The organism is Mesorhizobium sp. M0239 (assembly GCF_040321815.1).
Classification (GTDB): domain Bacteria; phylum Pseudomonadota; class Alphaproteobacteria; order Rhizobiales; family Rhizobiaceae; genus Mesorhizobium.
Window position 1 is genome coordinate 233,706 of sequence record NZ_JAMYSG010000002.1, and the last position, 20,482, is coordinate 254,187.

Below are 20,482 nucleotides of genomic sequence, written 5' to 3' on the forward strand. Positions count from 1 at the left end.
GCTCACCCGCCGGTGGCGATCGTGAGCACCTTGAACGGCGTGGTGATGACGATCTCGGCGACCGAGCCGACGGCCTTTCCGAGGCCCTGGCCGAGATTGTTGAGCTGAGTCGGGACGGGCTCGTCCGAGGCAAGACCGGCAGGCGCCCGCAGCCGGTCGCCGAGCAGTTGCACCAGCATCGGGTTGTCGGCGAATTTGGCGTGGTTGAGGCGGTCACCGCCCTTGGCCTGGGAAAGGTCGACCACCGACACGCCATAGCTGGCGAGGTCGGCCGCATCGCCGTAATCGCCGACGCGCGGCTTATCGCCTGAGATCAGGGAGGACAGCTTGAGAGCCCGGTCATCCGCCGAGAGCAGGATGGCGAATGGCTTGTCGGGTTTGCCGTAACGGATCATCTGTTTCTTGAACACGTCGACATCGATGTCGGGCGAGGCCAGGATGACGTAGCCGAGTTTGTCGTCGAGATCTCGATCGCCGGTGATGGCAAGCTGGCGCAGAGCCTCCATGGTCACCCAGGTCCCCATCGAATGGGCGATGATGTCGATGCTCTTGACCTTGGTCTTGGCCAGCATCCTGAGCGTCGCCTCGAGGTCGTCGCGCGCTGCGTTGGCGCTTTCTTTGTCGTATATGTAACCCGTGGTCTTGCCGCTCGAAGCCCACGAGAACAGCACCGGCGTGCCGGGATATTTCGTGTCGTGGGCGATCTGCGTCAGCCGGTAGATGCCGTCGTCAAAACCGTTGTTGAAGCCGTGCACGAAAACCAGCGCACGGTCGCCGCGCATGGAAATGTCGGCGCCGACCGCCTTGGCGAATTGCGGCGCGCTTTCATAGAAGGTGACGTCCTTGGCGGTGAAATCCTTGGCCGGATTGCTGTTCGCGGATCCCTTGGCCCGCTCGATGGCGCCGACCTGATGGTTTTTCGGGACGGTGACGTCGACACGGGCAAAGCTGGTGGTCAGCGAGCGATCGCCATCGTACACCTGTCGCGGATCCTTGGTTGCCCTCTGGCGGGTAGTGGCGACGAAGATTTCATGCGTGGCCGCGATGTCGGAAGCGGGCACCGAGACCGTCGTCCTGTTGAGCAGGTCGTGCGTTTTCCCGCCGGCGCAGCCGGTGACAGCGAGCGTCAATGCAACGACGAGATAACTCTTCGAACGCATGGTCATACGCCGGCTCCCGCAAAGGGGGACGTCAAACGCATGACGTCGCTGGCTATTCCGATAAGGCCGGAGACCGGCGCGGTCCAGTTCAAAGTGAATCGATACATCCGCAGTGGTGAACAGGCACGGCGAAAACCGCGGGACCGCATCTATTGTCCAAGCAGGCCGATACGATCGGTCACGTCACGGTCGCTGGCAAAGCCGTCATCCTCGCGCAGCCGCTGGCCGATCATCTTCACCAGCGTCGGATTGTCGGCGAACTTCGTATGGTTGAAGCTGTCCGATCCCTTGACCTTGGACAGGTCGACGACCGTCACGCCATAGGAGGCGAGATCGGCGGCATCCTTGTAGTCGCCGACGCGCGGCCGGGATCCGGCGATCAGGCCGGAGAGCCGCAGCGCGCGGTCGTCGTCCGACAACAGCAGGATGAACGGCTTGTCGGGCTTGCCATAGCGCCGCATCTGGCTCTTGAACACGTCGACATCGATGTCGGGCGAGGCCAGCACCACGTCGCCGAGCTTGCCGCCGAGATCGCGGTCGCCGGTGATGGCCATCTGCCGCAGCGTTTCCATGGTGACCCAGGTTCCGAGCGAATGCGCGACGATGTCGATGCGCCGCGCGCCGGACTGCTCCAGCATCCTGAGCGTCACCTCCAACTGGTCGCGGGCAGCGCTGGCGCTTTCCTTGTCATAGACGTAGTCGGTGGTCCTGGCGCCCGATGCCCAGGAAAACAGCACGGGCGTGCCGGGATAGCCGGAATCATGGACGATCTGGGTCAGGCGATAGACGGCGGCATCGAAGCCGGTGTTGTAGCCATGCACGAAGACCATGACGCGGCCGCCACGCGCCGCGATGTCGGCGTTGAGCGCGCTGGAGAATTTCGGCTGCGTGTCGTAGCCGACGACCTCGGAAGCCATGAAATATTTGGCCGGGTCGTCCGACTTGCCGCGCGAGCGGCGCTCGATCTGGCCGGTCTTGTGAAGCCCCGGAACGGTGACGTTGACGCGGGCATAGTTCAGCGTCGCCGAGCGTTCGCCGTCGAAAACCTTGTTGGGATCGTCGGATTTCTTGCGCGTCGTGGCGATGAAGATCGAGTGGTTGCCGGCAATCTCCGTCACCGGCGCGGACACCATGGCGCTGCCCAGCAATTCCTGTGTTTGCTGGCCGGCGCAGCCGGAGACGAACAAGGCCAGGACAACGGTAAAAATCTTCTTCAAAGGCACGCCTGAATTTCCAACTCCGGCCGAAAGGCCTGTCTATCCTCACGATACCTCCCGGACAGGCAGAGTGCGGCAGAACTAAGTCATGTCCAGTCGAAATGTGATCGGCGCCCCGCTGCGGGCATCGCAGTGTTGCGCGAAAGCCAAAATGGCGGAAAACGCCTGCGTGATCCGCGCAATAAGCGCCGTCGCCGCCGGCCTTCCAATTCCCGCAGAGATAGCGATTTCAAGCCGCCCGGTGCGAGGGGGCATTAGAATGCACCCGCAAGTAGCTGAAAGTATTCCGCAAAATTTCCGCCCGGAAGGACGCACATGATGGACGATGGCGCCGCGTAGCCGGATATGCAATACGCGGGCTCGCGCCGCACCTTGTCCGGGCGCTCAACAACCGACGTGCGCGACCCGATCAATGATAGAGGTCCGCGGACAGCGTGCAACGCAAGGCGGCTTTCCCAAGGGTGGTTTCCGATGAACAGTTTCTCTTCCCGTGTTGCTGCCGCTGCCGCCGCGATCCGCCAGATCTTCCCTGAAACGCCGCTGCAGGAAAACGATTATCTGTCGAAAAAGACCGGTGCGCGGGTGCTGTTGAAGCGCGAGGATCTGTCGCCGGTCCGCTCCTACAAGATCCGCGGCGCCTTCAATTTCTTCCGCAAGACACTGGCGGCCGGCAACGAGGCTGAACTGTTCGTCTGCGCGTCGGCCGGCAACCACGCGCAGGGTTTTGCTTTCGTCTGCCGCCATTTCGGCAGGCGAGGCGTTGTGTTCATGCCGGTGACGACGCCGCAGCAGAAGATCGACAAGACCAGGCTGTTCGGCGGCGATTTCATCGAGATCAGACTGGTCGGCGATTTCTTCGACGACTGCTATCGCGCGGCCCTGGAATTCACCGACAGTTCCGGCGCCCATATGGTGCCACCCTTCGATCACAAGGACATTATCGAGGGCCAGGCAACCGTCGCCTACGAGATCGCAGACCAGATGCCGGGCGCCCGCATGCCCGATATCGTCATGCTGCCGGTCGGCGGTGGCGGACTTGCCGCGGGCGTTACCCATTATTTCGCCGATCAGGGCAGGCAAGCACGGTTCGTCTTCTGCGAACCGGCCGGCGCGCCGAGCCTGCGCGAGAGCCTCGCGGCGGGGAAACGGCTCAAGCTCGCCAAGGTCGACAATTTCGTCGATGGCGCCGCGGTGGCCGAGATCGGCCGCGAGCCGTTGCGTCATCTCAAGGATTTTCCGGCCGACACGGTGCGGCTGATCCCGGAAAACCGGCTCTGCGCCACCATGATCGAAATGCTCAACGTCGAAGGCGTCGTGCTGGAGCCGGCCGGCGCGCTGGCGATCGATGGGCTCAAGGATTTCTCCAAGAAGGAGATCAGGGGCAAGACCATCGTCGCCGTGGTTTCGGGCGGCAATTTCGATTTCGAGCGGCTGCCGGACGTCAAGGAACGGGCGTTGCGCTTCGAGGGGCTGAAGAAATACTTCATCATCCGCTTTCCGCAGCGGCCCGGCGCGCTGCGAGACTTCCTCGAACTGCTCGGGCCCGACGACGACATCGCCCGTTTCGAATATCTGAAGAAATCGGCGCGCAATTTCGGTTCGGTGCTGATCGGCATCGAAACCAGGGACCGCCGCAATTTCGATCTGCTCAAGGCGAAGTTCGAGGCCGAGGGCGTCCAGTATCAGGACATCACCGACAACGAGACACTGGCCGGGTTCATCATATGAGCGATCGGGATCAAATGATTGATCCGGGAAAAATCTTCGTCGCGCTGTTTTCCGGCATCAATGTCGGCGGCAATCGCATCGTCAAGATGGCGGAGCTGCGGTCGTTCTTCGAGGGGCTCGGCTTCTCCGATGTCGCCACCTATGTGCAGAGCGGCAATGCCGTGTTCCGGGCGAAAGAGGGCGAAGCGGTCACGTTGACGAAACAGATCGAAGCAGCCTTCGAGAAGAAATGGGGTTTTTATTCGCGCATCATGGTGCGTGATCTCTCGTGGTTCGAGCGGCTGGTGAACGAAAACCCTTACCCGGAAGTTGCCGGGGACCATACCAAGCTGCACGCCTATGTGCTGGAGCGCGAGCCGACAGCGGACGAGGTGGCGCGGCTGACCGAAAAGTGCACCGGCCCCGAACGCTTCGAGATCAAGGGCGATGTGCTCTACTTGCACGCACCGGACGGGCTGGGCAAATCGGTGTTTGCCGGGCTGATCCCGCGCACGCTGAAAGTGCCGGGTACCGCACGCAACTGGCGCTCGGTGCAGGCGCTGCTGGAGATGGCTGCTCAGGCCGGTGGGAAGTAAGTCGCCGCCTAAGCTGCCGGAGCGGGTTTCCAGTCGAAGGTCAGCTCTTCGCGGAAAGCAAAGCGCTTGATGTGATCGGCGACAACGCTTTCCAGGCGCTCGATCGATCCTGCTTCGTCGGTCGACACCGTGATATGCAGTGTCGCCGCATCGGCATCCATGACGGTACGGCCCATTGAGAGATCGATGGTGCCGTGGGTGGGATCGAACTCGACCGGGAATTTATGCGCCCAGTGCTTGCACAGCTGCTGCAGGTAGCGGCTGGCATGTTCGGTGGCGACGTCGGCATGGCTGGTCGGCATGGATTCTCCTGGGCAAGCGCCTGTTGTGTGGCCGGGGCACCGGCCCAAGCCTGGCGCCTCAGCCGGACAGATAGGCGCCGCCCCTGAAAAACCAAACGGTACCGGGCTCATCAGCCTGGTATTGTCCGCTCAAGACAGCGTGATCGGCTACCAGCTTCCGGTGTTCGCCATCGAAGCCCAAGGCTCCGCCTTGGCCTTGGCCGGGCCTTTCTGCAGAAGCTCGATCGAGATGCCGTCCGGCGACTTGACGAAGGCCATGTTGCCGTCGCGCGGCGGCCGGTTGATGATGACGCCATTGTCCATCAGGTGCTGGCAGGTGGCGTAGATATCGTCGACCTCATAGGCGAGGTGGCCGAAATTGCGCCCGCCCTTGTAGTCTTCGGGATCCCAATTGTAGGTCAGTTCGACCAGCGGTGCCTTGTCGGCGATGCCGCTTTGCTCGTCTTCCGAGGCTGCGAGGAAGATCAGCGTGAAGCGGCCCTGCTCGTTTTCGTAGCGGCGCACTTCCTTGAGGCCGAGCTTGTTGCAGTAGAAGTCGAGCGAGGCATCGACGTCGGTGACGCGGATCATGGTGTGCAGATAGCGCATGTGATTTCCTCGATAAATTGCGTTGCGGCGCAACATAGGGTCGGCCCTGTCAAAGGGCAATCGTGCGGCGGTGCGCAATGCCGGCAAAGAACAAATCCGGTATTGCCCAAATGAACCGTGAAAAAAGGCACGGCAGGTCTTGCACAGACCGGAAGCCGCAGTGTTAATCTGTTGGCAAGAATCAGTTGCGGTGTTCTTGAAAAGAGGGGGCATTCTTATGGGGGAAAAGGCCTCTTTCATGGGGCGGGACGGACCCCTTGGCGACGCCCCGCAGCGTGACGAAGGCGGCGACGCCGCCGACCTGCGAGAAATTGCCGGCGCCATCAAGTGGTTCGATGTGGCCAAGGGCTATGGTTTCATCCTCCCGGATGACGGCATTTCGGGCGACATCCTCCTCCATGTGACATGTCTTCGAAGGGACGGCTTTCAGACGGCCCTGGAGGGCGCGCGCGTGGTCTGCCTTGTCAAACATGGCGACCGCGGATTGCAGGCCTTCCGGGTGCTCTCCATGGACCTCACCACCGCGGTCCATCCGGCCGAGATGCAGGAGCAGCGCACCCATGTCGCGGTGACGCCGGAGAGCGGTCTCGAACGCGCCTTGGTGAAATGGTTCAACCGCACCAAAGGGTTTGGTTTTCTCACCCGCGGCGAGGGTACCGAGGACATCTTCGTCCATATGGAGACCTTGCGCCGTTACGGTATCACCGAGCTTCGGCCGGGGCAGGTCGTGCTGGTTCGTTTCGGGCGCGGCGACAAAGGCCTTATGGCCGCCGAAATTCACCCCGATATGGGGACCTTGCCGGTCTCGCATTAAGGCGTTTCCGGCCGAGGATCTCGAATGGCTTACAGGAACTGGCTGACCGCGGGCGCGATGTGCGCGATTGCCTTCATCGCCGCCGCCGGTGGTTACTTCTATTCCGAAAAGCCGACCTCTGCGGACAGCCGGGCGATGATCCTTCCGGCCGATCCGGCGCCATTGGTCGTGGTGACGAAAGGCGGTGATCGCTCTTTTTCCATCGAAGTCGCCGACACCGCCGCGGAGCGCGAAGCCGGTTTGATGTATCGCCAGGACATGGCGGACAACCACGGCATGCTGTTCGTCTTCGAGGTTCAGCAGCAGGTTGGCTTCTGGATGCACAACACGCCAATGTCGCTTGATCTGATTTTCGTCGGCCAGGATGGCAAGATCCGGGCGGTCAAGCACGGCGAGCCGCAATCGGACGCCGTCATTTCGCCCGGCGTACCGGTGCGCTTCGTGCTCGAGCTCAAGGCCGGCACTGCCGCCAGGAACGGCATCGAGTATGGCGACCTTTTGCGCCATCCGGCCGTGGGCACGGTATCCGGCCCCGGCATGCCACCAGCCGACAATGGCGATGCGCCAAATGGCGGTGGCGGTTGAGCACACAGGCGGGATCGCAGATGCAGTCTTTCACCCATGACGGCTTCGAGCTTGCCTTCCTCGACCGCCAGCCGGCATCGGGCGAGGGCGATCCGGTGCTGATGATCCATGGCTTCGCCTCGAGCCATTATGTCAACTGGGTATCGCCCGGCTGGTTCAAGACGCTGAACGATGCCGGTTACCGCGCCATCGCCTTCGACAATCGCGGCCACGGCTCGTCGTCGAAGAGCTATGAGGAGGCCGACTACACGCCGGTCAAGATGGCTTCCGATGCCGCTGCCTTGCTCGGCCATCTCGGCATCGAGCGCGCCCATGTCATGGGTTATTCGATGGGCGCCCGCATCGCGGCGTTCATGGCGCTGTCCGATCCGGACAAGGTGGCGACGCTGGTCTTCGGCGGTCTCGGCATCGGCATGGTCGACGGTGTCGGCGATTGGGATCCGATCGCCGCCGCCCTGCTTGCCGAAGATCCAGCCGCGACTACCCATCCGCGCGGCCGGTCGTTTCGCGCCTTCGCCGACCAGACCCGCAGCGATCGCCGTGCCTTGGCCGCTTGCATCGCCAAATCGCGCGAATTGCTGAGCGAGCAGGATATCGCGCGCATCGCCCAGCCGACGCTTGTCGCCGTCGGAACCACCGACGACATTGGCGGCTCGCCCGACGAGCTTGCAGCGTTGATGCCGAACGCCAGCGCCTTTCACATCGAGGGCCGGGATCATATGCTGGCCGTCGGGGACAAGACCTTCAAGCAGCGCGTGCTGGAGTTCTATGCCGAGAATCCGCTCTGAGCGGACGGCGAGGGACGCGGGACGTGACTGCCCTCAGCCTGTGGTGAGAGCCGCCAGCGACCGCGCCATGTTTTCCCGGGCCTGCCGTTCAAAGCGTTGCCGGAATTCCTCGGTGTGGAAAATGTGTGGGCGGGCGAGGAAATTCTTCAGCACCGCACTGCGTCCGGCTCGCCACATCGGCTCCTCCACCCAGTGATACTCGCGCCGCACGGCGCGCTCATAGGCGTCGAAGCCGTCCGGCGCGGCTCCCAGGATCGACAGGTCCATATCCAGAAAAAGACTTGCGTCCCGTGTGGCCGCCGCGTCGTCGAACGGCGGCACCTGGTGCGTGGCGGTGGCGACGATCATTGCCGAGATGCGGTCGAGACGTGAAGGATCCGCGCGGCCCGCCAGCTCTTTCTCGGCAAGGGCCGCACTTTGCGCCTCATTGTCCTTGGCCTTGCTGTCGTAGATGGCATCGTGGAACCAGATCGCCGCTTCGATCGCCTCGGGGTCGCCGAGCAATTCTCGACAGTCGCCAGCGAGCGCCAGCATTGCCTCGATATGGGAAAGGTTGTGATAGTGGCGGCCTGGCGCCCGGTAGAGAGCCGAAAGCTCGCTTTTCAGCGCGTCGTCGATCAAGGGTTCGTTTTCCATGGCTGCTTGAATTCCCGCGAACCAAATCCATTTGACAAAGCACTAAGGAAAATTGAGTTCAATCGTGCTATGATCTGGCTTATATGTGCGGCCAGGCAACAGGCAAGCACTACAGGCAAGCCAGGCAGGACGCAGGACCAGACGGCGATGAACAGCATCAGCATTTCCCGACACAGCGCATTGAAGCCGGTCGATCCGATCTGGCGTTCGATCCGCGACGAGGCCATGGAGGCTGTCAACCGCGATCCGCTGCTCGCTGCATTCCTTTATTCGACCATCCTCAACCAGGACAGCCTGGAGGAGGCGGTCATTCATCGGCTGGCCGAGCGGCTGGCGCACCAGGACATCGGCTCCGATCTCATCCGCCAGACCTTCAAGTCCATGCTGGCCGACGACAAGGAGTGGCCGACGACGGTGCGTGTCGACATCCAGGCCTATCACGATCGCGATCCGGCTTGCGACCGCTTCATCATGCCTGTGCTCTATTTCAAGGGTTTCCACGCCATCCAGACCCATCGGCTGGCGCATTGGCTGTGGAACCAGGGGCGCAAGGATTTCGCGCTCTACCTGCAGAGCCGCTCGTCCTCGGTCTTCCAGACCGACATCAACCCGGCCGCCCGCATCGGCAAGGGCATCTTCATCGACCACGCCACCGGCCTCGTGGTCGGCGAGACCGCGGTCATCGAGGACGACGTGTCGATCCTGCATGGCGTGACGCTGGGCGGCACCGGCAAGGCCGGCGGCGACCGCCACCCCAAGATCCGCTATGGCGTGCTGATCGGCGCCGGCGCCAAGATCCTCGGTAACATCGAAATCGGCCATTGCTCGAAGATCGCGGCCGGCTCGGTGGTGCTGTCGCCGGTGCCGCACAACAAGACGGTTGCCGGCGTGCCGGCCCGCGTCGTCGGCGAGACCGGCTGCGATCAGCCGTCGCGCCAGATGGACCAGCTTCTACCGTCGCAGACGATGGATCAGGTCGTCAGTTTCGACATCTGATTTTCACGGCGCCGCCGTCTGCTGTCGAATTCCGGCCGCGGGCAGGAGCGGGCGGTTGTCTCGCCTTATCAGGCCGCTTGCCTTTACATCGCCATTGTCGACGTGCCAGAAGCGCGTTGAACGAGCAAGCCCGATGATCGGAGAAGACTGTTGAAGCCGGACGAAATCAGAAAGCTGGACGCCTATTTCAAGCGCGTCTTCCAAAACCCCAAGCTTGAGGTCAAGGCACGGCCGCGCAAGGATGATTCGGCCGAGGTCTATGTCGGCGACGAATTCCTCGGCATCGTCTTCAAGGACGAGGACGACGGCGATTACAATTTTTCGATGGCAATTCTCGACATCGATCTGGCCTGAGCCAGCAAATCTTGCGGTCGGTCGGCTCATGCGGCCGGCCAGCCGGTTCCCTCGAAGCGTTCTTAGCGTCCCGCCTTCAGAACGCGCCCGGCTTCAGTGGCGATTGCCGCGTCGAGCGCCTGCCAATCGCCCAAAAACTCCCTTGGGAAGCGATAGGTGAGGCTGAGTTCGTCGCCGACCTGAATGTCGCGCTCGCAAGGCGCCAGCGATTGCTCGGCACTCGGCCCGCTCAGGCAACGGGCCACGAACGGCTCCTTGCCGGGGCGATTGCCGACAACCAGCACCTCGTTCAGATAGCCTGATTTCTCGTTGAAACCATAAATCATCGTGCCGCCAGGCCCGGCAATGCCGGGTCGGGTGATCAACGCGCTGTAGATCGGCGTGAAGCGGCCACTCATGTCACGCGACATCATCTGCTGTTCGAAGGACAGAAAGACGACGCTCTTGACTGTGCCCGTGTGGTTGAAATCGTTGCGCGCCGGCTCGCTGTAGCCGTCCATCTGGGGATAGCGCAGATAGAGGTCGAGCCGCGAGGCGATGCCGTCGCGCCGGGCTTGGGCGAAACGGATGGCGTTGGCCGGGACCGTGATGACATTGTTGCCGATCACCACTTGGTGCACCGTTGCGTCGTCGGTGTATCCGGCCATGGCGATCGAATGGCCAAACCATTTGCCGGCAAGGCTGATCGCTGCCGAAAGCAGGGCCAGCGCCGCGAATCCGTAGAGCACCCGCTTCATCAGCCTGGAATCGACCACGGTGAGTTCGTTGGCGAGCGCTGCCTGCTTCATCTCAGTCCTCGGATCTCGGGCGGCCCGTCCGCCTCCAGTGTCCCTGGGCGGCACACATCGCACGGCACGGCTCTTGCAGCCTGCATGGAACGACTGTGCAATTTCATGGTAAATGGAAAGTTAAGATGGGACCGCTGGAACTCACACTCTTTGCTTTTGCCGTCGGGTTGACGGCCTGTGGGCTGGCCGGATCGGCTATGGAACTGGCGTCGGGCCGCAAGGTCGCCTTCACCGAACCCTATGTGTCGCCGTCACATGTCTTGCGCTCGCTGCTCGCCACGGCCTGTGCCGGACCCTTCATGCTGGTCAACGATGCCATCGATGCTCGGCGTCAACGCCGCATTTCAACGTTGGCGCTGATGTCCTGCGGCTGCACGGCAATTGCGTGGACCTTGGCGCTGGGCGTCGTCGTGCTTGCCATTGCCTCATGGACGGTCCGTCTCCTAGGGTTCGAGCTGCCAGGCTGAGACGATTCGGAGACCAGAAATGCCGCTTTATGCGATCGATGGAACAGAGCCCAGCTTCACCGATGCTGACTCGAACTGGATCGCGCCCGATGCGACGCTGATCGGCGACGTCAGGGTCGGGCGCAATGCCGGCTTCTGGTTCGGCGCCGTCATCCGCGGCGACAACGAGCCTATCGTCATCGGTGCCGACACCAATGTGCAGGAACATACGGTGATGCACACCGATCCCGGCTTCCCGCTGACGATCGGGGAGGGCTGCACGATCGGCCACCGCGCCTTGCTGCATGGCTGCACGATCGGCGACAACAGCCTGATCGGCATGGGCGCCATCGTGCTGAACGGCGCGAAAATCGGCAGGAATTCGCTGGTCGGCGCCGGCGCGCTGGTCACAGAAGGCAAGGAATTCCCGGACAATTCGCTGATCGTCGGCTCGCCTGCCAAGGCGATCAGGGTGCTGGACGACGCGGCCGTGGCAAGGTTGCGCGGCTCGGCGGCGCACTATGTCGCCAACGGCAAGCGCTTCAAGGCGGGATTGAAGAAGGTCTAACGAGCAGCCTCCGCCAGAAATGGCGGAGCCGGCCCGGGGACGGGGCCGGCTCCTTTCACCCGGTCGTTGGGGACGGGGAGGGTGGGGACTCGACCGGGTTTCTCCTGAAGCGCCTCGCATTCACGCGGCGCGCTTGAGCTCTGTTCTAGCGGACGCTGGCGACCGCGCCGGAGCGGCCGTCATTGATCGTCACCCAAACGCCGGAATTCTGGTCCGACTGGCGCTTGAGATAGGTGTAGTCGGTGTCCGTCCAGGACAGGACCTTGGTCTCGAGATTGTCGAGGATGAATTCTCCGAGGCTGGTGCGCACGGTCAGCACCGCGTGGCCGTCGCCATTCGGCTGGCGCGCCACCGTCATCAGCAAATTGCCGGCCGGCACGCCCGCATCCATCAACTCGCGGCGCTTTTCCAGCGCGTAATCCTCGCAATCGCCATAGCCATTGGCCGGATAGGCCCAATATTCCTCGACACCGTAGTTTTCCATGTCGGTGCGCGGCTTGATGCGGGTGTTGACCGAATTGTTGATGTTGACGATCGTCGCCCACAGTTTGCGGGTCAGTTCGACCGGCGCACCCTTCGGGGTCCGTTCGCTGCATTCGCCAGGACTGCGCTGGCAGAACTCATAATGACCGACAGGCTGGGTGGTGCGTCCGCCGGTGTGCATATAGGTCGGTCCCGCGGCATATGCTGATCCCCAAGCGGAAAGCTGCATCGCCATTGCCACCAGCAACAGCTTGCCCCTCGTTTTCTTCATTGTTGTAGTCTCCCCGTTCGAAGGAGACATTGCCACATGTGGATTTATTTGACGCAAAAGCGCGAAGTAGATATTGAGTAAAACTCCAGTAGAATAAAAATAAAATTTGAATCATTTGAGTATTAATTCGTTTGGATCTTGAGGCGCGAATCTCGGCGCGCGGAGGGCTCCCAAGCCCCGCCTAAAGTGGGCTAAGCATGCCGGTCATGGCGTCGAAAACAAAAAACCGGCCACAAGGGCCGGTTTCCTGGAGTGTCGCTGTCGGGCCTGCTCAGGTGCGTGGCGTGTTGAATTCGGAATCGAGCGTTTCGGGGCGCTGGATCACAGCGAATTCGATGGCGACGCCGTCCTCGAAATGACGCACGACCTGCCCGCGCATGGTGCCAAGCATGACCTGGATGCCGATCGCCGGTTTGACGTCGATCTCGACCGCGGCGCCGGAGAGCGAAAGGTCGATGATACGGCACTGGTACTGGCGGCCGTCGGTGAGCTGCAGCACGCTGGTCGGATTGCGCGGCGCGACGCGCTCGTGGCGGCGATCTTCCGGCAGGTCGAGTTCATGCTTGTTGGCGAGCCAGGTCAATTGCGCGGCCAGCTTGTCCTTCTTGCGATCCGACGCGATGACGGTCATCGCGAAACCGTCCTGCAAGGTGCGCGTGACGACACCTTCGATGCGGCCGATATGATCGATGTAGGCAATGATTTTTTCGCCGGGCATGCCGATGCGGTCGGTGCGAAACGCGACGTTGCCCGGTGACATGTCGACGACCTGGCAGGGGTGTTCGGTGCGGTCTTCCAGCATGAAGCGTCCGTAGATTTTGACCCGGACGCGCTGAAAGTTACGCCTTTCAGCTTGGGACGGCGCATAGTCGACCGCCGCTGACCTCATGACTGCCTATACCCCGTTTGGCATCCCGCGCGCCGATGCGAGGAACTTCATCAGAGAAGTACAACAAAGCGGGTTAACAAAGGGAAAAAGCGGGCGCTCCAAGGTTTCCTTTTTGCAGGCCGTGGTGCCAAAACAGCGGCGCGGTTTTGGGCGACGTGCATCAGGCCGCAAACGGACTATTCCTCGCGCCCGCCATCGAAGACGACGAGATGGCGGATGCGGCGCGCCCGGCCGAGCGCCGAGATCGTCTCGGGTGCTCCAAGTTCATCGGGAACGAGCGAGGGAACATCGATCGCCGGGCGGTTGTTGAGGAGCTCCTTCTCCGGATCTATGACGCGGATCGAATCGATCAACGCGTCGGTGATCGGGTCGGCACCCAGCCAGAAGGGCTTCTCCACGGCGCTGATGACGCCCAGGCAGCGTGGATTTTCGACGCCGCCGTCAAGCGGCAGGGCAAGCAGTTCGAACTTGTTGGAGCGCCCGTTGCGGCTGAAGCCCTCATAGCTGATGAGCACGACCGACTTCTGCTCGAAGACGCCGTGGATCAGCCGCGAGACGAGCCGTTGATCCTTCTCACGCCACAGCGACGGAAAGGAAAACCCTTTGAGTTCTCGGCCGTAGCAGGCGCAAAGCCTGGTGCCGGCGAGCCGGAATACGGCTTGCCCGCGCGTGTCCCGCTCCAGGATAAAGGTGTCGGCCAGCAGCGACTTGATGTCGGCCGGCTCGACCTCTGAACGCTTCGGGGCAGGGCGTCCGTCACGCAGACGGTTCCAATATTGGAACAGCGTGATCGATCCATTCTGGTTCATGCTATGCTGCTCCGCGCATTCTGTCGTCTGATGTCCCATCGGTGAACAGAAGGGCGCCCTCCGATGACCTACATGCGTTGCGGAGCAGGAAGCGTGCCAGCGTCGTTAACACTTGTTCACGGGTCGGGGCCGTTAAGGTTAACAAGTGGTTTACGTTGCGTCGAAGCGAGCCCCGTGGCAAACAAAAACCACTCCAGAAGCGGTCGTTTCGCGACGATCGGCAGCACTTCAGTCAGAGTTTTAGGGGAGCAGGGGGCTCGACCAGCCGTTCAGGGGAAACCTTGAACGGCTTCTTTTTTGATTCGCGCCAGGCGATTCGGGGTTAACGGCGGGCGTGTATTTCTACCTGCCGACAAGTGCTGGCAACCATCCCGGCGGTCGCTAAGGCGGCATCGTCCGATCGCTATGCGACGAAAAATCTGCGTTCCGTGGTCGGCTGGTGTGAACTATCGCTTCTTCCCAAGGCCGAAGGTCAGCGCCAGAGCGCCAACCAACACGACACCCTTGACGAAGTCCTGCGTGTAGTAGGGCGCGTTCAGCATGGTGAGGCCGTTCAGGAGGACGCCGACGAAAATTGCGCCGGCCACCGTGCCGATCACATGCGGGCGACGCTTGTCGAGCACGGCATAGCCGATCAGCGAGGCCGCCACCGCATCGAGCAGGAGCGAGTTGCCGGCCGAGACGTCGCCGCGGCCGACACGCGAAGCGACGATCAGCCCTCCCAACGAAGCAAGCGTGCCGGACAGGATATAGGCCCAGAGTCGATATGCCTTGGTCGGCGCGCCGGATAGATGCGCGGCCGTTTCGTTGCCGCCGATCGCATAGAAGACGCGTCCCCAGCGCGTACGCTCCATCAGGAACCAGGCGAGGATGGCGACCACCGCCATGACCACGACAGACAGGGGTACGGTGTCGAAGAGCCGTGACCGGCCGAGGATCAGGAAAGCCGGATCGTAAGCACCGGGAACGGACGAGCCGTCGGGCAGCACCATGCCGGCGGTGATGGAGCGGCCGCCGGTCGGGATTAGCTGCAGGCCGGCGAGCAGGAACATTGTCGCCAGCGTGGCGAGAAGATCGGGGACGCCGATGCGGACAATCAGCAGTCCGTTCAGGAGGCCTATGAAGGCGCCCATCAGCAAGACCAGACCCATGGTCTGGGCCGCATCCAGCTGCCATACGACCATGGCATAGCTTGCCGCCATCACCGACGAGGCGGCGATGCTGCCCACCGAGAGATCGAAGCCGTCGGCCGACATCGTGATCGAGACCCCGACGCCGAGGATCGCCACGACCGAAACCGCCTGCAGGATGGAGAACAGGTTGGCCGAGCGGATGAAGGCGGGCTGCGCGTACCAGAAGCCGATCACCATCAGTGCCAGCAGCACGAACAGCGCGTAACGGCGCGTTTCGCGGAAAAGCGATGTGCGCGGGGCGGCCTGCTGGACCGTCGTCGGGTTCGTCATCGATGCTCTCCGGCCTTTTCGCTCTCGACCTTGCCGATCTGGTCGGTCAGCGGGCCATGGCCGTCACCGGCCTCGTGAAGGGAGTGATCGCGCATGACGAGGATGCGGTCGGCAACCTCCAGCGCCTCTTCGGTGTCGCTGGTCGCGATCAGCGTGGCGGAACCGCTTTGGCTGTTGCGGATTGCGGAGATCAGGTCGGCACGCGCCCCGACGTCGACACCCTGGAAGGGCTCGTCGAGCAGCAGCAGCCGGCAAGGTGCCGCCTGCCAGCGGGCGAGCACGACCTTCTGCTGGTTGCCGCCGGAAAGCTCGTCGAGCTTGTCATCGGGGCCGCGCGCCTTGATGCCGAGCCGGGCGATCGCCTCGGCGGCAACCTTGCGCTCGCGCGCGACCCGCAGCAGGCCGTCCGGAAACCAGCGCCTCAGATGTGGCAGGGCAATCGTTCCGGCAATCGAGGCGCCGGGAACCTCGGGCGGTAGCAGCGACGATGCCCAGCGGTCCTCGGCGACCATAAAGACGCCGTTTTCGATCGATCGCGCCGGCCCGTTGGAAAGCCACGGTTTTCCATCGAGCACGAAGCTGCCTTGCGCCAGCGTTTCCAGACCAAAAAGTGTGCGCAGCAGCCGGGTCTTGCCCGAGCCAAGCGTACCGGTCAGCGCGATGACCTCGCCGGAGCGCAGATCGAGATCGAAAGGCCTCGCACCGGGAATCAGTTGCGCACCCTTGATGGAGGCGATGATTGGGGCCGCCGAAATCTTGCCGTCATGGGTGGCGGCTTCCAGCGTCCGCCCGATCATGGCCGCAACGGCGGCCGGGAAATCGATCGGTTTGGCAAAGGCGCCGACGATGCGACCGCCGCGCATGACCACGGCGCGGTCGGCGATGGCGGCAAGGTCGCCCAGCCTGTGCGAGATGTAGAGGATTGCCATGCCGCCCGCGCGCAGCCGCCGGATGATGGCGAAAAGCCGGTCCGCTTCCGTGGCCGAGAGGCTGGATGTCGGCTCGTCGAGGATTAGAACGGAGGCCTTGGCCGCGACGGCGCGGGCGATGGCGATCAATTGCCGCTCCGCCGGCCGCAGGTCGACGAAGTCGCGGTCGAGCGGCAGGTCGAGATCGATCAGCGCCGCGATGGCGCGCGCACGCCTGCGGATCGACCGGGCCGAGACGAAGAAGCGCTCGCCCGGCTGGCAAAGTTCATCGAGCAGAAGATTCTCCGCGACCGTCAGTCCGGCAGCCCCCGCCTGATCCGTCGCCTGATGGACGGTCGCGATGCCGGCGGCCTTGGCGGCGCTGGGCGAGGCGAGGGCGACGATCCTGCCGCCCAGGGTGATCGTTCCGGCGTCGGGTACATGCGAGCCTGAAAGGATTTTCACCAGAGTCGATTTGCCGGCGCCATTGGCGCCCATCAGCGCCACGACCTCCCCGGCTGCCACGGTAAGATCGGCTCCAGCGAGCGCGCGCGTCGGGCCAAAGGATTTTTCGATCCCGGCGACAGCGACGGCAATGGGGGCGGCGGTGAGGGACAATTGGTTCAGCCGGTTACAGGTTGAGCGGGAACTGGGAAAGGCAAGCAAGCCAACGGGGCACGGTCGTAATTGTCAGCCGCCATATTCCATGATCGCCAGTCCGGCATTGTAATCCGGCGAATAGACGATGCCGTTGGCGTCGACGAATACGTCGGTCGACTGGATCACTTGCGGCCGATTCGGACGTTTGTCGACCATGCGGCTGGGAGCCGGCGGCACCAGCGCCCCGGTCTCCTTTGGGCGATAGGGATCGGAGATGTCGAAAACGCGCACGCCGGCATTCTGGTAGGTTGCAAAGATCAGCGTGTCTGACACAAAGCTGCCCGGCCGGTTCTCGTGCAGATTGTGCGGACCGAAATGTCCGCCCTTGGCGGTGTAATCGGTCTCGTCCGGGGTCGGCAGGGTCGAGATCGAAATCGGGTTCGCCGGATCGCGTATGTCGAAGATCCAGGTGAGCTTGCGCCCATCCTCCTCATGGTCGAGCACGGCCTCGTCGGCGACAACGAGCAAGCCGCGTTTGAGCAGCGGCAGCGCCGAATGGGTGCCGCCACCATAGGGCGGCGACCAGTTCCTGTGGCTGATCAGCCTCGGCAGGGCAGGGTCGGCGACATCGAGGACGGTCAACCCGCCGTCGCGCCAGCAGGCATAGGCGGTATCACCCTCGACGACCGCATGATGCAACGCATAGCGGCGGCCGTCGGGCCAGCCGGGTGTCTCGCCGCCGGCAAGATGCATTCCTGGAATCCACCAGCGACCGGCCTCGACTGGCCGTGCCGGGTCCTGAAGGTCGACCGTCAGCAGGATGTAGTCGCTGTAGCCGTCGAGAAGCGCCGATACGTAGGCGTAGCGCCCGCCGACGTACCAGATGCGGTGGATGCCGATGCCGTCGACCGGGAAGAAGCCGATCTGGCGAGGCTGCGTCGGCTTCGAGATGTCATAGACGGCCATGCCGGCCGACCAGGTCCGCGCCGCGCCCGAACCAGACGCGGTGCCGATCGTCTCGCCGATCGACTGGGTGTAGTAGACCTTCTCGTCGAACGCGAAAGCGGCGTCGGCGAACAGATCGCGTGCATGGACGACCAACAGCAGATCCTCATGCGTCTGCAGATGGATGGTCCAGGTATTCGGCAGCGCGGGCACGAACACCGTCCCGCCCGGATTCTTGGGATCCCGTACATCGATGATGGAAAAGCCTTGTGACCAGGGATGCGCGACATAGGCGAAGCCGCGATGCACCATCACCTGCAATCCGTCCGGCCGCCCGCCTTGGTCGGAATGACCGATCAGGCGCATGTTCCTGGAATAGTCGGGGGTGGGGACAGAAACCATAATTGTCTTTCAAAAGGTCGGTCCGGCGTACTTTGCCTGTCGCAGCGGGTGGTGTGGCGGAGGCAGGCGCAATCATCCCCCAGCAGGCCGGGGGATGATTGTTTGGATCGCTGATTTTGTGAAGGCGCTGAAGCTCAATTCGTCGCCGGGATCCACGGTGCCTTTGCGGCATCGCTGTCCTTGAAGGCCGGGAATTTCGCCTGCAGGTCCTCGATCGTCTTGATGTTGTTGTCGACGAGGTCCTTTCTGGTGACGAGCGTCGGCTGGATCAGCACCGAATGGCCGGGATTCTGTCCGGCGATCAGCTGGGCCAGCGCGCGCACCGAAGCCTCGCCGACGACGGCCGGGTTGGTTGCCGCCGTCGCCACCCACGGGCTGTTCGGTTCGAGGATGGCCTGGATGTCCGAGGTCGAGATATCGACACCGTAGATCTTCACCTTGTCTGCCACGCCAAGCTCGTCGATGGCGAGCTTCACGCCACGGGCGAACTCGTCCCATGGGGCGAAGACGACCGAAAGCGTCGGGTTGGCGGTGAGCACAGCCTTGGTCTGGTCGGCGACCGAAGCGGCAACGGTGTCGTTGACCACGCCCCAGGTGGCGACTTCCTTGATGCCTGGGTACTTCTTGCCGAAATCCTTCCACACCGCATAACGGCGGTCGAGCGGTGCGAAGCCGGCGACATAGAGGACGCCGCCGTCGAATTTCTCGCCCTGGTCCTTGACCGCCTGGTCGAGCACGAGGCGCGCCATGTCGGCATCGGACTGCTCGACCTGCGGGATCTTGGGGTTGTCGAGGTTGGTGTCGTAGGCCACCACTGGAATGCCGGCGTTAAGCGCTGCCTGTGCGACGTCCTTGATGGCTTCTGGCTGGCCGTTGTTGATGATGATGCCTTGCACGCCGAGATTGATCGCCTGCTGGATCAACTGCCGCTCGGTGTTGATGTCGTTGCGCGCCTGCGAGATGTTGGCCTCGATGCCGAGCGCATCGGCCTGGCGCTTCACGCCGGCCTCGAATGCCTGGAGCCAGTCACCGGAGCCGAGGAAGCTGACGACGGCGATCTTGACGCCGCCCTTATCGAAGGGTGCCGGCGCGCCGGATATGCCCTGCGCCGAAGCAGCGGTGGCGAGACCGGCTATGCCGGCGGCTGCCGCCAGCGAAAGAATATGCTTGATCATGTGGAGACCCCTTTGAAATTGGCCGCATTCTAGGGAGGAGGCCCATCGCTTCCGAGAACGCTCATTGCGAGTTTTTCAAATCCCGGAGCATTTCCACTTCGCTTCCTTTCGGTTTCGTAGCAAATGAAGACGATGCGGTGCCGGGCGTTCGCTGTTGAGAAAACAGAATTGTTCCAACCCGGACATCCTTGCTCTAAAGGACGCGCAGGAATTCCTGGACCAGATGCGCATGAACGAACCGGTAAACCCTTCGGACACGGAACAGATGGACGACGCGCAGCGACGACGGCGCGAGCCGGTGTTCAACCTGCCACCCGTCGTGTTGGCGGTGATCGGCATCTGCGTCGTCGTCTACCTGTTGCAGCAATATGTGTTGAGCGAATCCCAGCAGATGACATTGCTGTATGACGGGGCCTTCATCCCCGTTCTCTACACCGGGCAATACGGCTTCGACTGGTTCCTGTTTTCGCGGCCGTTCACCTATGCTTTCCTGCACGGCGGTTTCGCGCATCTGGCCATCAACATGGTGTGGCTCGCCGCGTTTGGTTCACCATTGGCAAACCGCCTGGGAACGCTGTGGTTCGCGCTGTTTTTTGCCGCAACCGGGTTGGCTTCGGTCGCGCTTTTCTGGGCGATCCATCCTTATGGTGAGGCGCCGCTGGTCGGGGCTTCCGGTGCGATATCAGGCATGATGGGGGCTGCGGCGCGTTTCGGCTTCCGCACCGACCGTTCGGCCGGCAAGGCCGCCTTCGCCGGCCCTGTGCTGCCGATCGCATTCGTATTGCGCTTGCGCGGTGTCGTGATCTTCCTCGCCATGTGGATGGTCATCAATCTCGCCACCGGCCTGCTCGGGTTTGCCCCAGGGGTAGATGGTCAGATCGCCTGGGAGGCCCATATTGGCGGCTTTTTCGCGGGCTTCTTCGGCTTGCGTTGGTTCGACAGGCGATGGCAGGCGCCTGAATGGGAGACGACCGACCACCGCACTTGAAATG

General features: G+C 62.6%; 23 protein-coding genes. 10 read left to right on the plus strand and 13 right to left on the minus strand.

Translation table 11 applies throughout. The features are described from left to right. Nucleotides 1–2: 2 nt before the first annotated feature. Complete coding sequence (locus NKI99_RS02775) at nucleotides 3–1,166, minus strand: alpha/beta hydrolase (protein ID WP_352609630.1); 1,164 nt, start codon at nucleotides 1,164–1,166, stop codon at nucleotides 3–5. A gap of 143 nt (nucleotides 1,167–1,309) precedes the next feature. Then, entirely contained in the window at nucleotides 1,310–2,383 is a 1,074-nt protein-coding gene (locus tag NKI99_RS02780; protein ID WP_352609631.1) for an alpha/beta hydrolase, read from the minus strand. Nucleotides 2,384–2,848: 465 nt separating this feature from the next. Here NKI99_RS02780 and ilvA point away from each other — a divergent pair, with 465 nt between their 5' ends. Together ilvA and NKI99_RS02790 are read left to right on the plus strand one after the other, a co-directional pair. Continuing rightward, nucleotides 2,849–4,105, plus strand: a complete 1,257-nt coding sequence (gene ilvA / locus NKI99_RS02785) for a threonine ammonia-lyase IlvA (protein WP_352609634.1) — start codon at nucleotides 2,849–2,851, stop codon at nucleotides 4,103–4,105. A gap of 14 nt (nucleotides 4,106–4,119) precedes the next feature. Further along, a complete protein-coding gene (locus tag NKI99_RS02790; protein ID WP_352609721.1) occupies nucleotides 4,120–4,680 on the plus strand; it encodes a DUF1697 domain-containing protein in 561 nt (186 codons plus the stop codon). 8 nt (nucleotides 4,681–4,688) lie between these two features. Here the strand turns inward: NKI99_RS02790 and NKI99_RS02795 are convergent, their stop codons facing one another. Together NKI99_RS02795 and gloA are read right to left on the minus strand one after the other, a co-directional pair. Then, on the minus strand, nucleotides 4,689–4,982 hold the full coding sequence (locus tag NKI99_RS02795; RefSeq protein ID WP_127415469.1) for a DUF2218 domain-containing protein: 294 nt from the start codon (nucleotides 4,980–4,982) through the stop codon (nucleotides 4,689–4,691). Between the two features lie 147 nt (nucleotides 4,983–5,129). Continuing rightward, on the minus strand, nucleotides 5,130–5,570 hold the full coding sequence (gene gloA / locus NKI99_RS02800; RefSeq protein ID WP_127332092.1) for a lactoylglutathione lyase: 441 nt from the start codon (nucleotides 5,568–5,570) through the stop codon (nucleotides 5,130–5,132). Nucleotides 5,571–5,808: 238 nt separating this feature from the next. On the opposite strand from gloA, the gene NKI99_RS02805 reads away from it, so the two are divergent. The 3 genes from NKI99_RS02805 to NKI99_RS02815 are packed head-to-tail and all read left to right on the plus strand — an operon-like array spanning nucleotide 5,809 to nucleotide 7,757. After that, entirely contained in the window at nucleotides 5,809–6,384 is a 576-nt protein-coding gene (locus tag NKI99_RS02805; protein WP_352609724.1) for a cold-shock protein, read from the plus strand. Between the two features lie 24 nt (nucleotides 6,385–6,408). Next, nucleotides 6,409–6,969 (plus strand): DUF192 domain-containing protein, encoded by a 561-nt coding sequence (locus NKI99_RS02810; protein WP_352609635.1) that lies wholly within the window; start codon nucleotides 6,409–6,411, stop codon nucleotides 6,967–6,969. A 20-nt stretch (nucleotides 6,970–6,989) separates the two neighbouring features. Further along, the gene (locus tag NKI99_RS02815; protein WP_164780029.1) at nucleotides 6,990–7,757 is read left to right on the plus strand and encodes an alpha/beta fold hydrolase; all 768 of its coding nucleotides are present in this window, start codon (nucleotides 6,990–6,992) and stop codon (nucleotides 7,755–7,757) included. Between the two features lie 33 nt (nucleotides 7,758–7,790). On the opposite strand, the gene NKI99_RS02820 is transcribed toward NKI99_RS02815, so the two are convergent. Then, complete coding sequence (locus tag NKI99_RS02820) at nucleotides 7,791–8,393, minus strand: HD domain-containing protein (RefSeq protein ID WP_352609637.1); 603 nt, start codon at nucleotides 8,391–8,393, stop codon at nucleotides 7,791–7,793. 147 nt (nucleotides 8,394–8,540) lie between these two features. Between NKI99_RS02820 and cysE the strand changes: the two genes are divergently transcribed. Together cysE and NKI99_RS02830 are read left to right on the plus strand one after the other, a co-directional pair. Then, nucleotides 8,541–9,389 carry a serine O-acetyltransferase gene (gene cysE / locus NKI99_RS02825; RefSeq protein ID WP_352609639.1) on the plus strand — a complete coding sequence of 283 codons (849 nt, stop codon included), beginning with the start codon at nucleotides 8,541–8,543 and terminating at the stop codon, nucleotides 9,387–9,389. 150 nt (nucleotides 9,390–9,539) lie between these two features. After that, nucleotides 9,540–9,743 carry a DUF3126 family protein gene (locus tag NKI99_RS02830; RefSeq protein ID WP_013531334.1) on the plus strand — a complete coding sequence of 68 codons (204 nt, stop codon included), beginning with the start codon at nucleotides 9,540–9,542 and terminating at the stop codon, nucleotides 9,741–9,743. A gap of 62 nt (nucleotides 9,744–9,805) precedes the next feature. Here the strand turns inward: NKI99_RS02830 and NKI99_RS02835 are convergent, their stop codons facing one another. Then, nucleotides 9,806–10,531 carry a hypothetical protein gene (locus tag NKI99_RS02835; protein WP_352439924.1) on the minus strand — a complete coding sequence of 242 codons (726 nt, stop codon included), beginning with the start codon at nucleotides 10,529–10,531 and terminating at the stop codon, nucleotides 9,806–9,808. A 125-nt stretch (nucleotides 10,532–10,656) separates the two neighbouring features. On the opposite strand from NKI99_RS02835, the gene NKI99_RS02840 reads away from it, so the two are divergent. Both NKI99_RS02840 and NKI99_RS02845 read left to right on the plus strand, forming a co-directional pair. Beyond that, nucleotides 10,657–10,998 carry a DUF6949 family protein gene (locus tag NKI99_RS02840; protein WP_352439925.1) on the plus strand — a complete coding sequence of 114 codons (342 nt, stop codon included), beginning with the start codon at nucleotides 10,657–10,659 and terminating at the stop codon, nucleotides 10,996–10,998. 19 nt (nucleotides 10,999–11,017) lie between these two features. Beyond that, nucleotides 11,018–11,545, plus strand: a complete 528-nt coding sequence (locus NKI99_RS02845) for a gamma carbonic anhydrase family protein (protein WP_352609640.1) — start codon at nucleotides 11,018–11,020, stop codon at nucleotides 11,543–11,545. Nucleotides 11,546–11,690: 145 nt separating this feature from the next. Here the strand turns inward: NKI99_RS02845 and NKI99_RS02850 are convergent, their stop codons facing one another. The 7 genes from NKI99_RS02850 to NKI99_RS02880 all read right to left on the minus strand — a co-directional run bounded on the left by NKI99_RS02850 (nucleotide 11,691) and on the right by NKI99_RS02880 (nucleotide 19,490). After that, complete coding sequence (locus NKI99_RS02850) at nucleotides 11,691–12,299, minus strand: transglutaminase-like cysteine peptidase (protein ID WP_352609642.1); 609 nt, start codon at nucleotides 12,297–12,299, stop codon at nucleotides 11,691–11,693. A gap of 271 nt (nucleotides 12,300–12,570) precedes the next feature. Beyond that, the gene (locus NKI99_RS02855; protein ID WP_023812149.1) at nucleotides 12,571–13,188 is read right to left on the minus strand and encodes a PilZ domain-containing protein; all 618 of its coding nucleotides are present in this window, start codon (nucleotides 13,186–13,188) and stop codon (nucleotides 12,571–12,573) included. A gap of 176 nt (nucleotides 13,189–13,364) precedes the next feature. Then, nucleotides 13,365–13,997: a PAS domain-containing protein gene (locus NKI99_RS02860; RefSeq protein ID WP_023812148.1), complete on the minus strand. Its 633-nt coding sequence runs from the start codon at nucleotides 13,995–13,997 to the stop codon at nucleotides 13,365–13,367. Nucleotides 13,998–14,443: 446 nt separating this feature from the next. Beyond that, complete coding sequence (locus NKI99_RS02865; RefSeq protein ID WP_128304034.1) at nucleotides 14,444–15,460, minus strand: ABC transporter permease; 1,017 nt, start codon at nucleotides 15,458–15,460, stop codon at nucleotides 14,444–14,446. After that, nucleotides 15,457–16,986: a sugar ABC transporter ATP-binding protein gene (locus NKI99_RS02870; protein WP_352609645.1), complete on the minus strand. Its 1,530-nt coding sequence runs from the start codon at nucleotides 16,984–16,986 to the stop codon at nucleotides 15,457–15,459. Before NKI99_RS02870 ends, NKI99_RS02865 begins: the two co-directional genes overlap by 4 nt. A 72-nt stretch (nucleotides 16,987–17,058) precedes the next feature. Next, nucleotides 17,059–18,315 (minus strand): LVIVD repeat-containing protein, encoded by a 1,257-nt coding sequence (locus NKI99_RS02875; RefSeq protein ID WP_023812145.1) that lies wholly within the window; start codon nucleotides 18,313–18,315, stop codon nucleotides 17,059–17,061. A gap of 134 nt (nucleotides 18,316–18,449) precedes the next feature. Then, on the minus strand, nucleotides 18,450–19,490 hold the full coding sequence (locus NKI99_RS02880; protein WP_352609647.1) for a substrate-binding domain-containing protein: 1,041 nt from the start codon (nucleotides 19,488–19,490) through the stop codon (nucleotides 18,450–18,452). A gap of 229 nt (nucleotides 19,491–19,719) precedes the next feature. Here NKI99_RS02880 and NKI99_RS02885 point away from each other — a divergent pair, with 229 nt between their 5' ends. Beyond that, the gene (locus tag NKI99_RS02885) at nucleotides 19,720–20,478 is read left to right on the plus strand and encodes a rhomboid family intramembrane serine protease (protein ID WP_352609650.1); all 759 of its coding nucleotides are present in this window, start codon (nucleotides 19,720–19,722) and stop codon (nucleotides 20,476–20,478) included. Nucleotides 20,479–20,482 lie beyond the last annotated feature (4 nt).

What these genes read in the sequence shown, in the direction of transcription:
- NKI99_RS02775 (WP_352609630.1), bottom strand. Translation starts at nt 1,166, where the DNA reads ATGACCATGCGTTCGAAGAGTTATCTCGTCGTTGCATTGACGCTCGCT.
- ilvA (WP_352609634.1), top strand. Translation starts at nt 2,849, where the DNA reads ATGAACAGTTTCTCTTCCCGTGTTGCTGCCGCTGCCGCCGCGATCCGC.
- NKI99_RS02790 (WP_352609721.1), top strand. Translation starts at nt 4,120, where the DNA reads ATGATTGATCCGGGAAAAATCTTCGTCGCGCTGTTTTCCGGCATCAAT.
- NKI99_RS02795 (WP_127415469.1), bottom strand. Translation starts at nt 4,982, where the DNA reads ATGCCGACCAGCCATGCCGACGTCGCCACCGAACATGCCAGCCGCTAC.
- gloA (WP_127332092.1), bottom strand. Translation starts at nt 5,570, where the DNA reads ATGCGCTATCTGCACACCATGATCCGCGTCACCGACGTCGATGCCTCG.
- NKI99_RS02805 (WP_352609724.1), top strand. Translation starts at nt 5,809, where the DNA reads ATGGGGCGGGACGGACCCCTTGGCGACGCCCCGCAGCGTGACGAAGGC.
- NKI99_RS02810 (WP_352609635.1), top strand. Translation starts at nt 6,409, where the DNA reads ATGGCTTACAGGAACTGGCTGACCGCGGGCGCGATGTGCGCGATTGCC.
- NKI99_RS02815 (WP_164780029.1), top strand. Translation starts at nt 6,990, where the DNA reads ATGCAGTCTTTCACCCATGACGGCTTCGAGCTTGCCTTCCTCGACCGC.
- NKI99_RS02820 (WP_352609637.1), bottom strand. Translation starts at nt 8,393, where the DNA reads ATGGAAAACGAACCCTTGATCGACGACGCGCTGAAAAGCGAGCTTTCG.
- cysE (WP_352609639.1), top strand. Translation starts at nt 8,541, where the DNA reads ATGAACAGCATCAGCATTTCCCGACACAGCGCATTGAAGCCGGTCGAT.
- NKI99_RS02835 (WP_352439924.1), bottom strand. Translation starts at nt 10,531, where the DNA reads ATGAAGCAGGCAGCGCTCGCCAACGAACTCACCGTGGTCGATTCCAGG.
- NKI99_RS02840 (WP_352439925.1), top strand. Translation starts at nt 10,657, where the DNA reads ATGGGACCGCTGGAACTCACACTCTTTGCTTTTGCCGTCGGGTTGACG.
- NKI99_RS02845 (WP_352609640.1), top strand. Translation starts at nt 11,018, where the DNA reads ATGCCGCTTTATGCGATCGATGGAACAGAGCCCAGCTTCACCGATGCT.
- NKI99_RS02850 (WP_352609642.1), bottom strand. Translation starts at nt 12,299, where the DNA reads ATGAAGAAAACGAGGGGCAAGCTGTTGCTGGTGGCAATGGCGATGCAG.
- NKI99_RS02855 (WP_023812149.1), bottom strand. Translation starts at nt 13,188, where the DNA reads ATGAGGTCAGCGGCGGTCGACTATGCGCCGTCCCAAGCTGAAAGGCGT.
- NKI99_RS02860 (WP_023812148.1), bottom strand. Translation starts at nt 13,997, where the DNA reads ATGAACCAGAATGGATCGATCACGCTGTTCCAATATTGGAACCGTCTG.
- NKI99_RS02865 (WP_128304034.1), bottom strand. Translation starts at nt 15,460, where the DNA reads ATGACGAACCCGACGACGGTCCAGCAGGCCGCCCCGCGCACATCGCTT.
- NKI99_RS02875 (WP_023812145.1), bottom strand. Translation starts at nt 18,315, where the DNA reads ATGGTTTCTGTCCCCACCCCCGACTATTCCAGGAACATGCGCCTGATC.
- NKI99_RS02880 (WP_352609647.1), bottom strand. Translation starts at nt 19,490, where the DNA reads ATGATCAAGCATATTCTTTCGCTGGCGGCAGCCGCCGGCATAGCCGGT.
- NKI99_RS02885 (WP_352609650.1), top strand. Translation starts at nt 19,720, where the DNA reads ATGAACGAACCGGTAAACCCTTCGGACACGGAACAGATGGACGACGCG.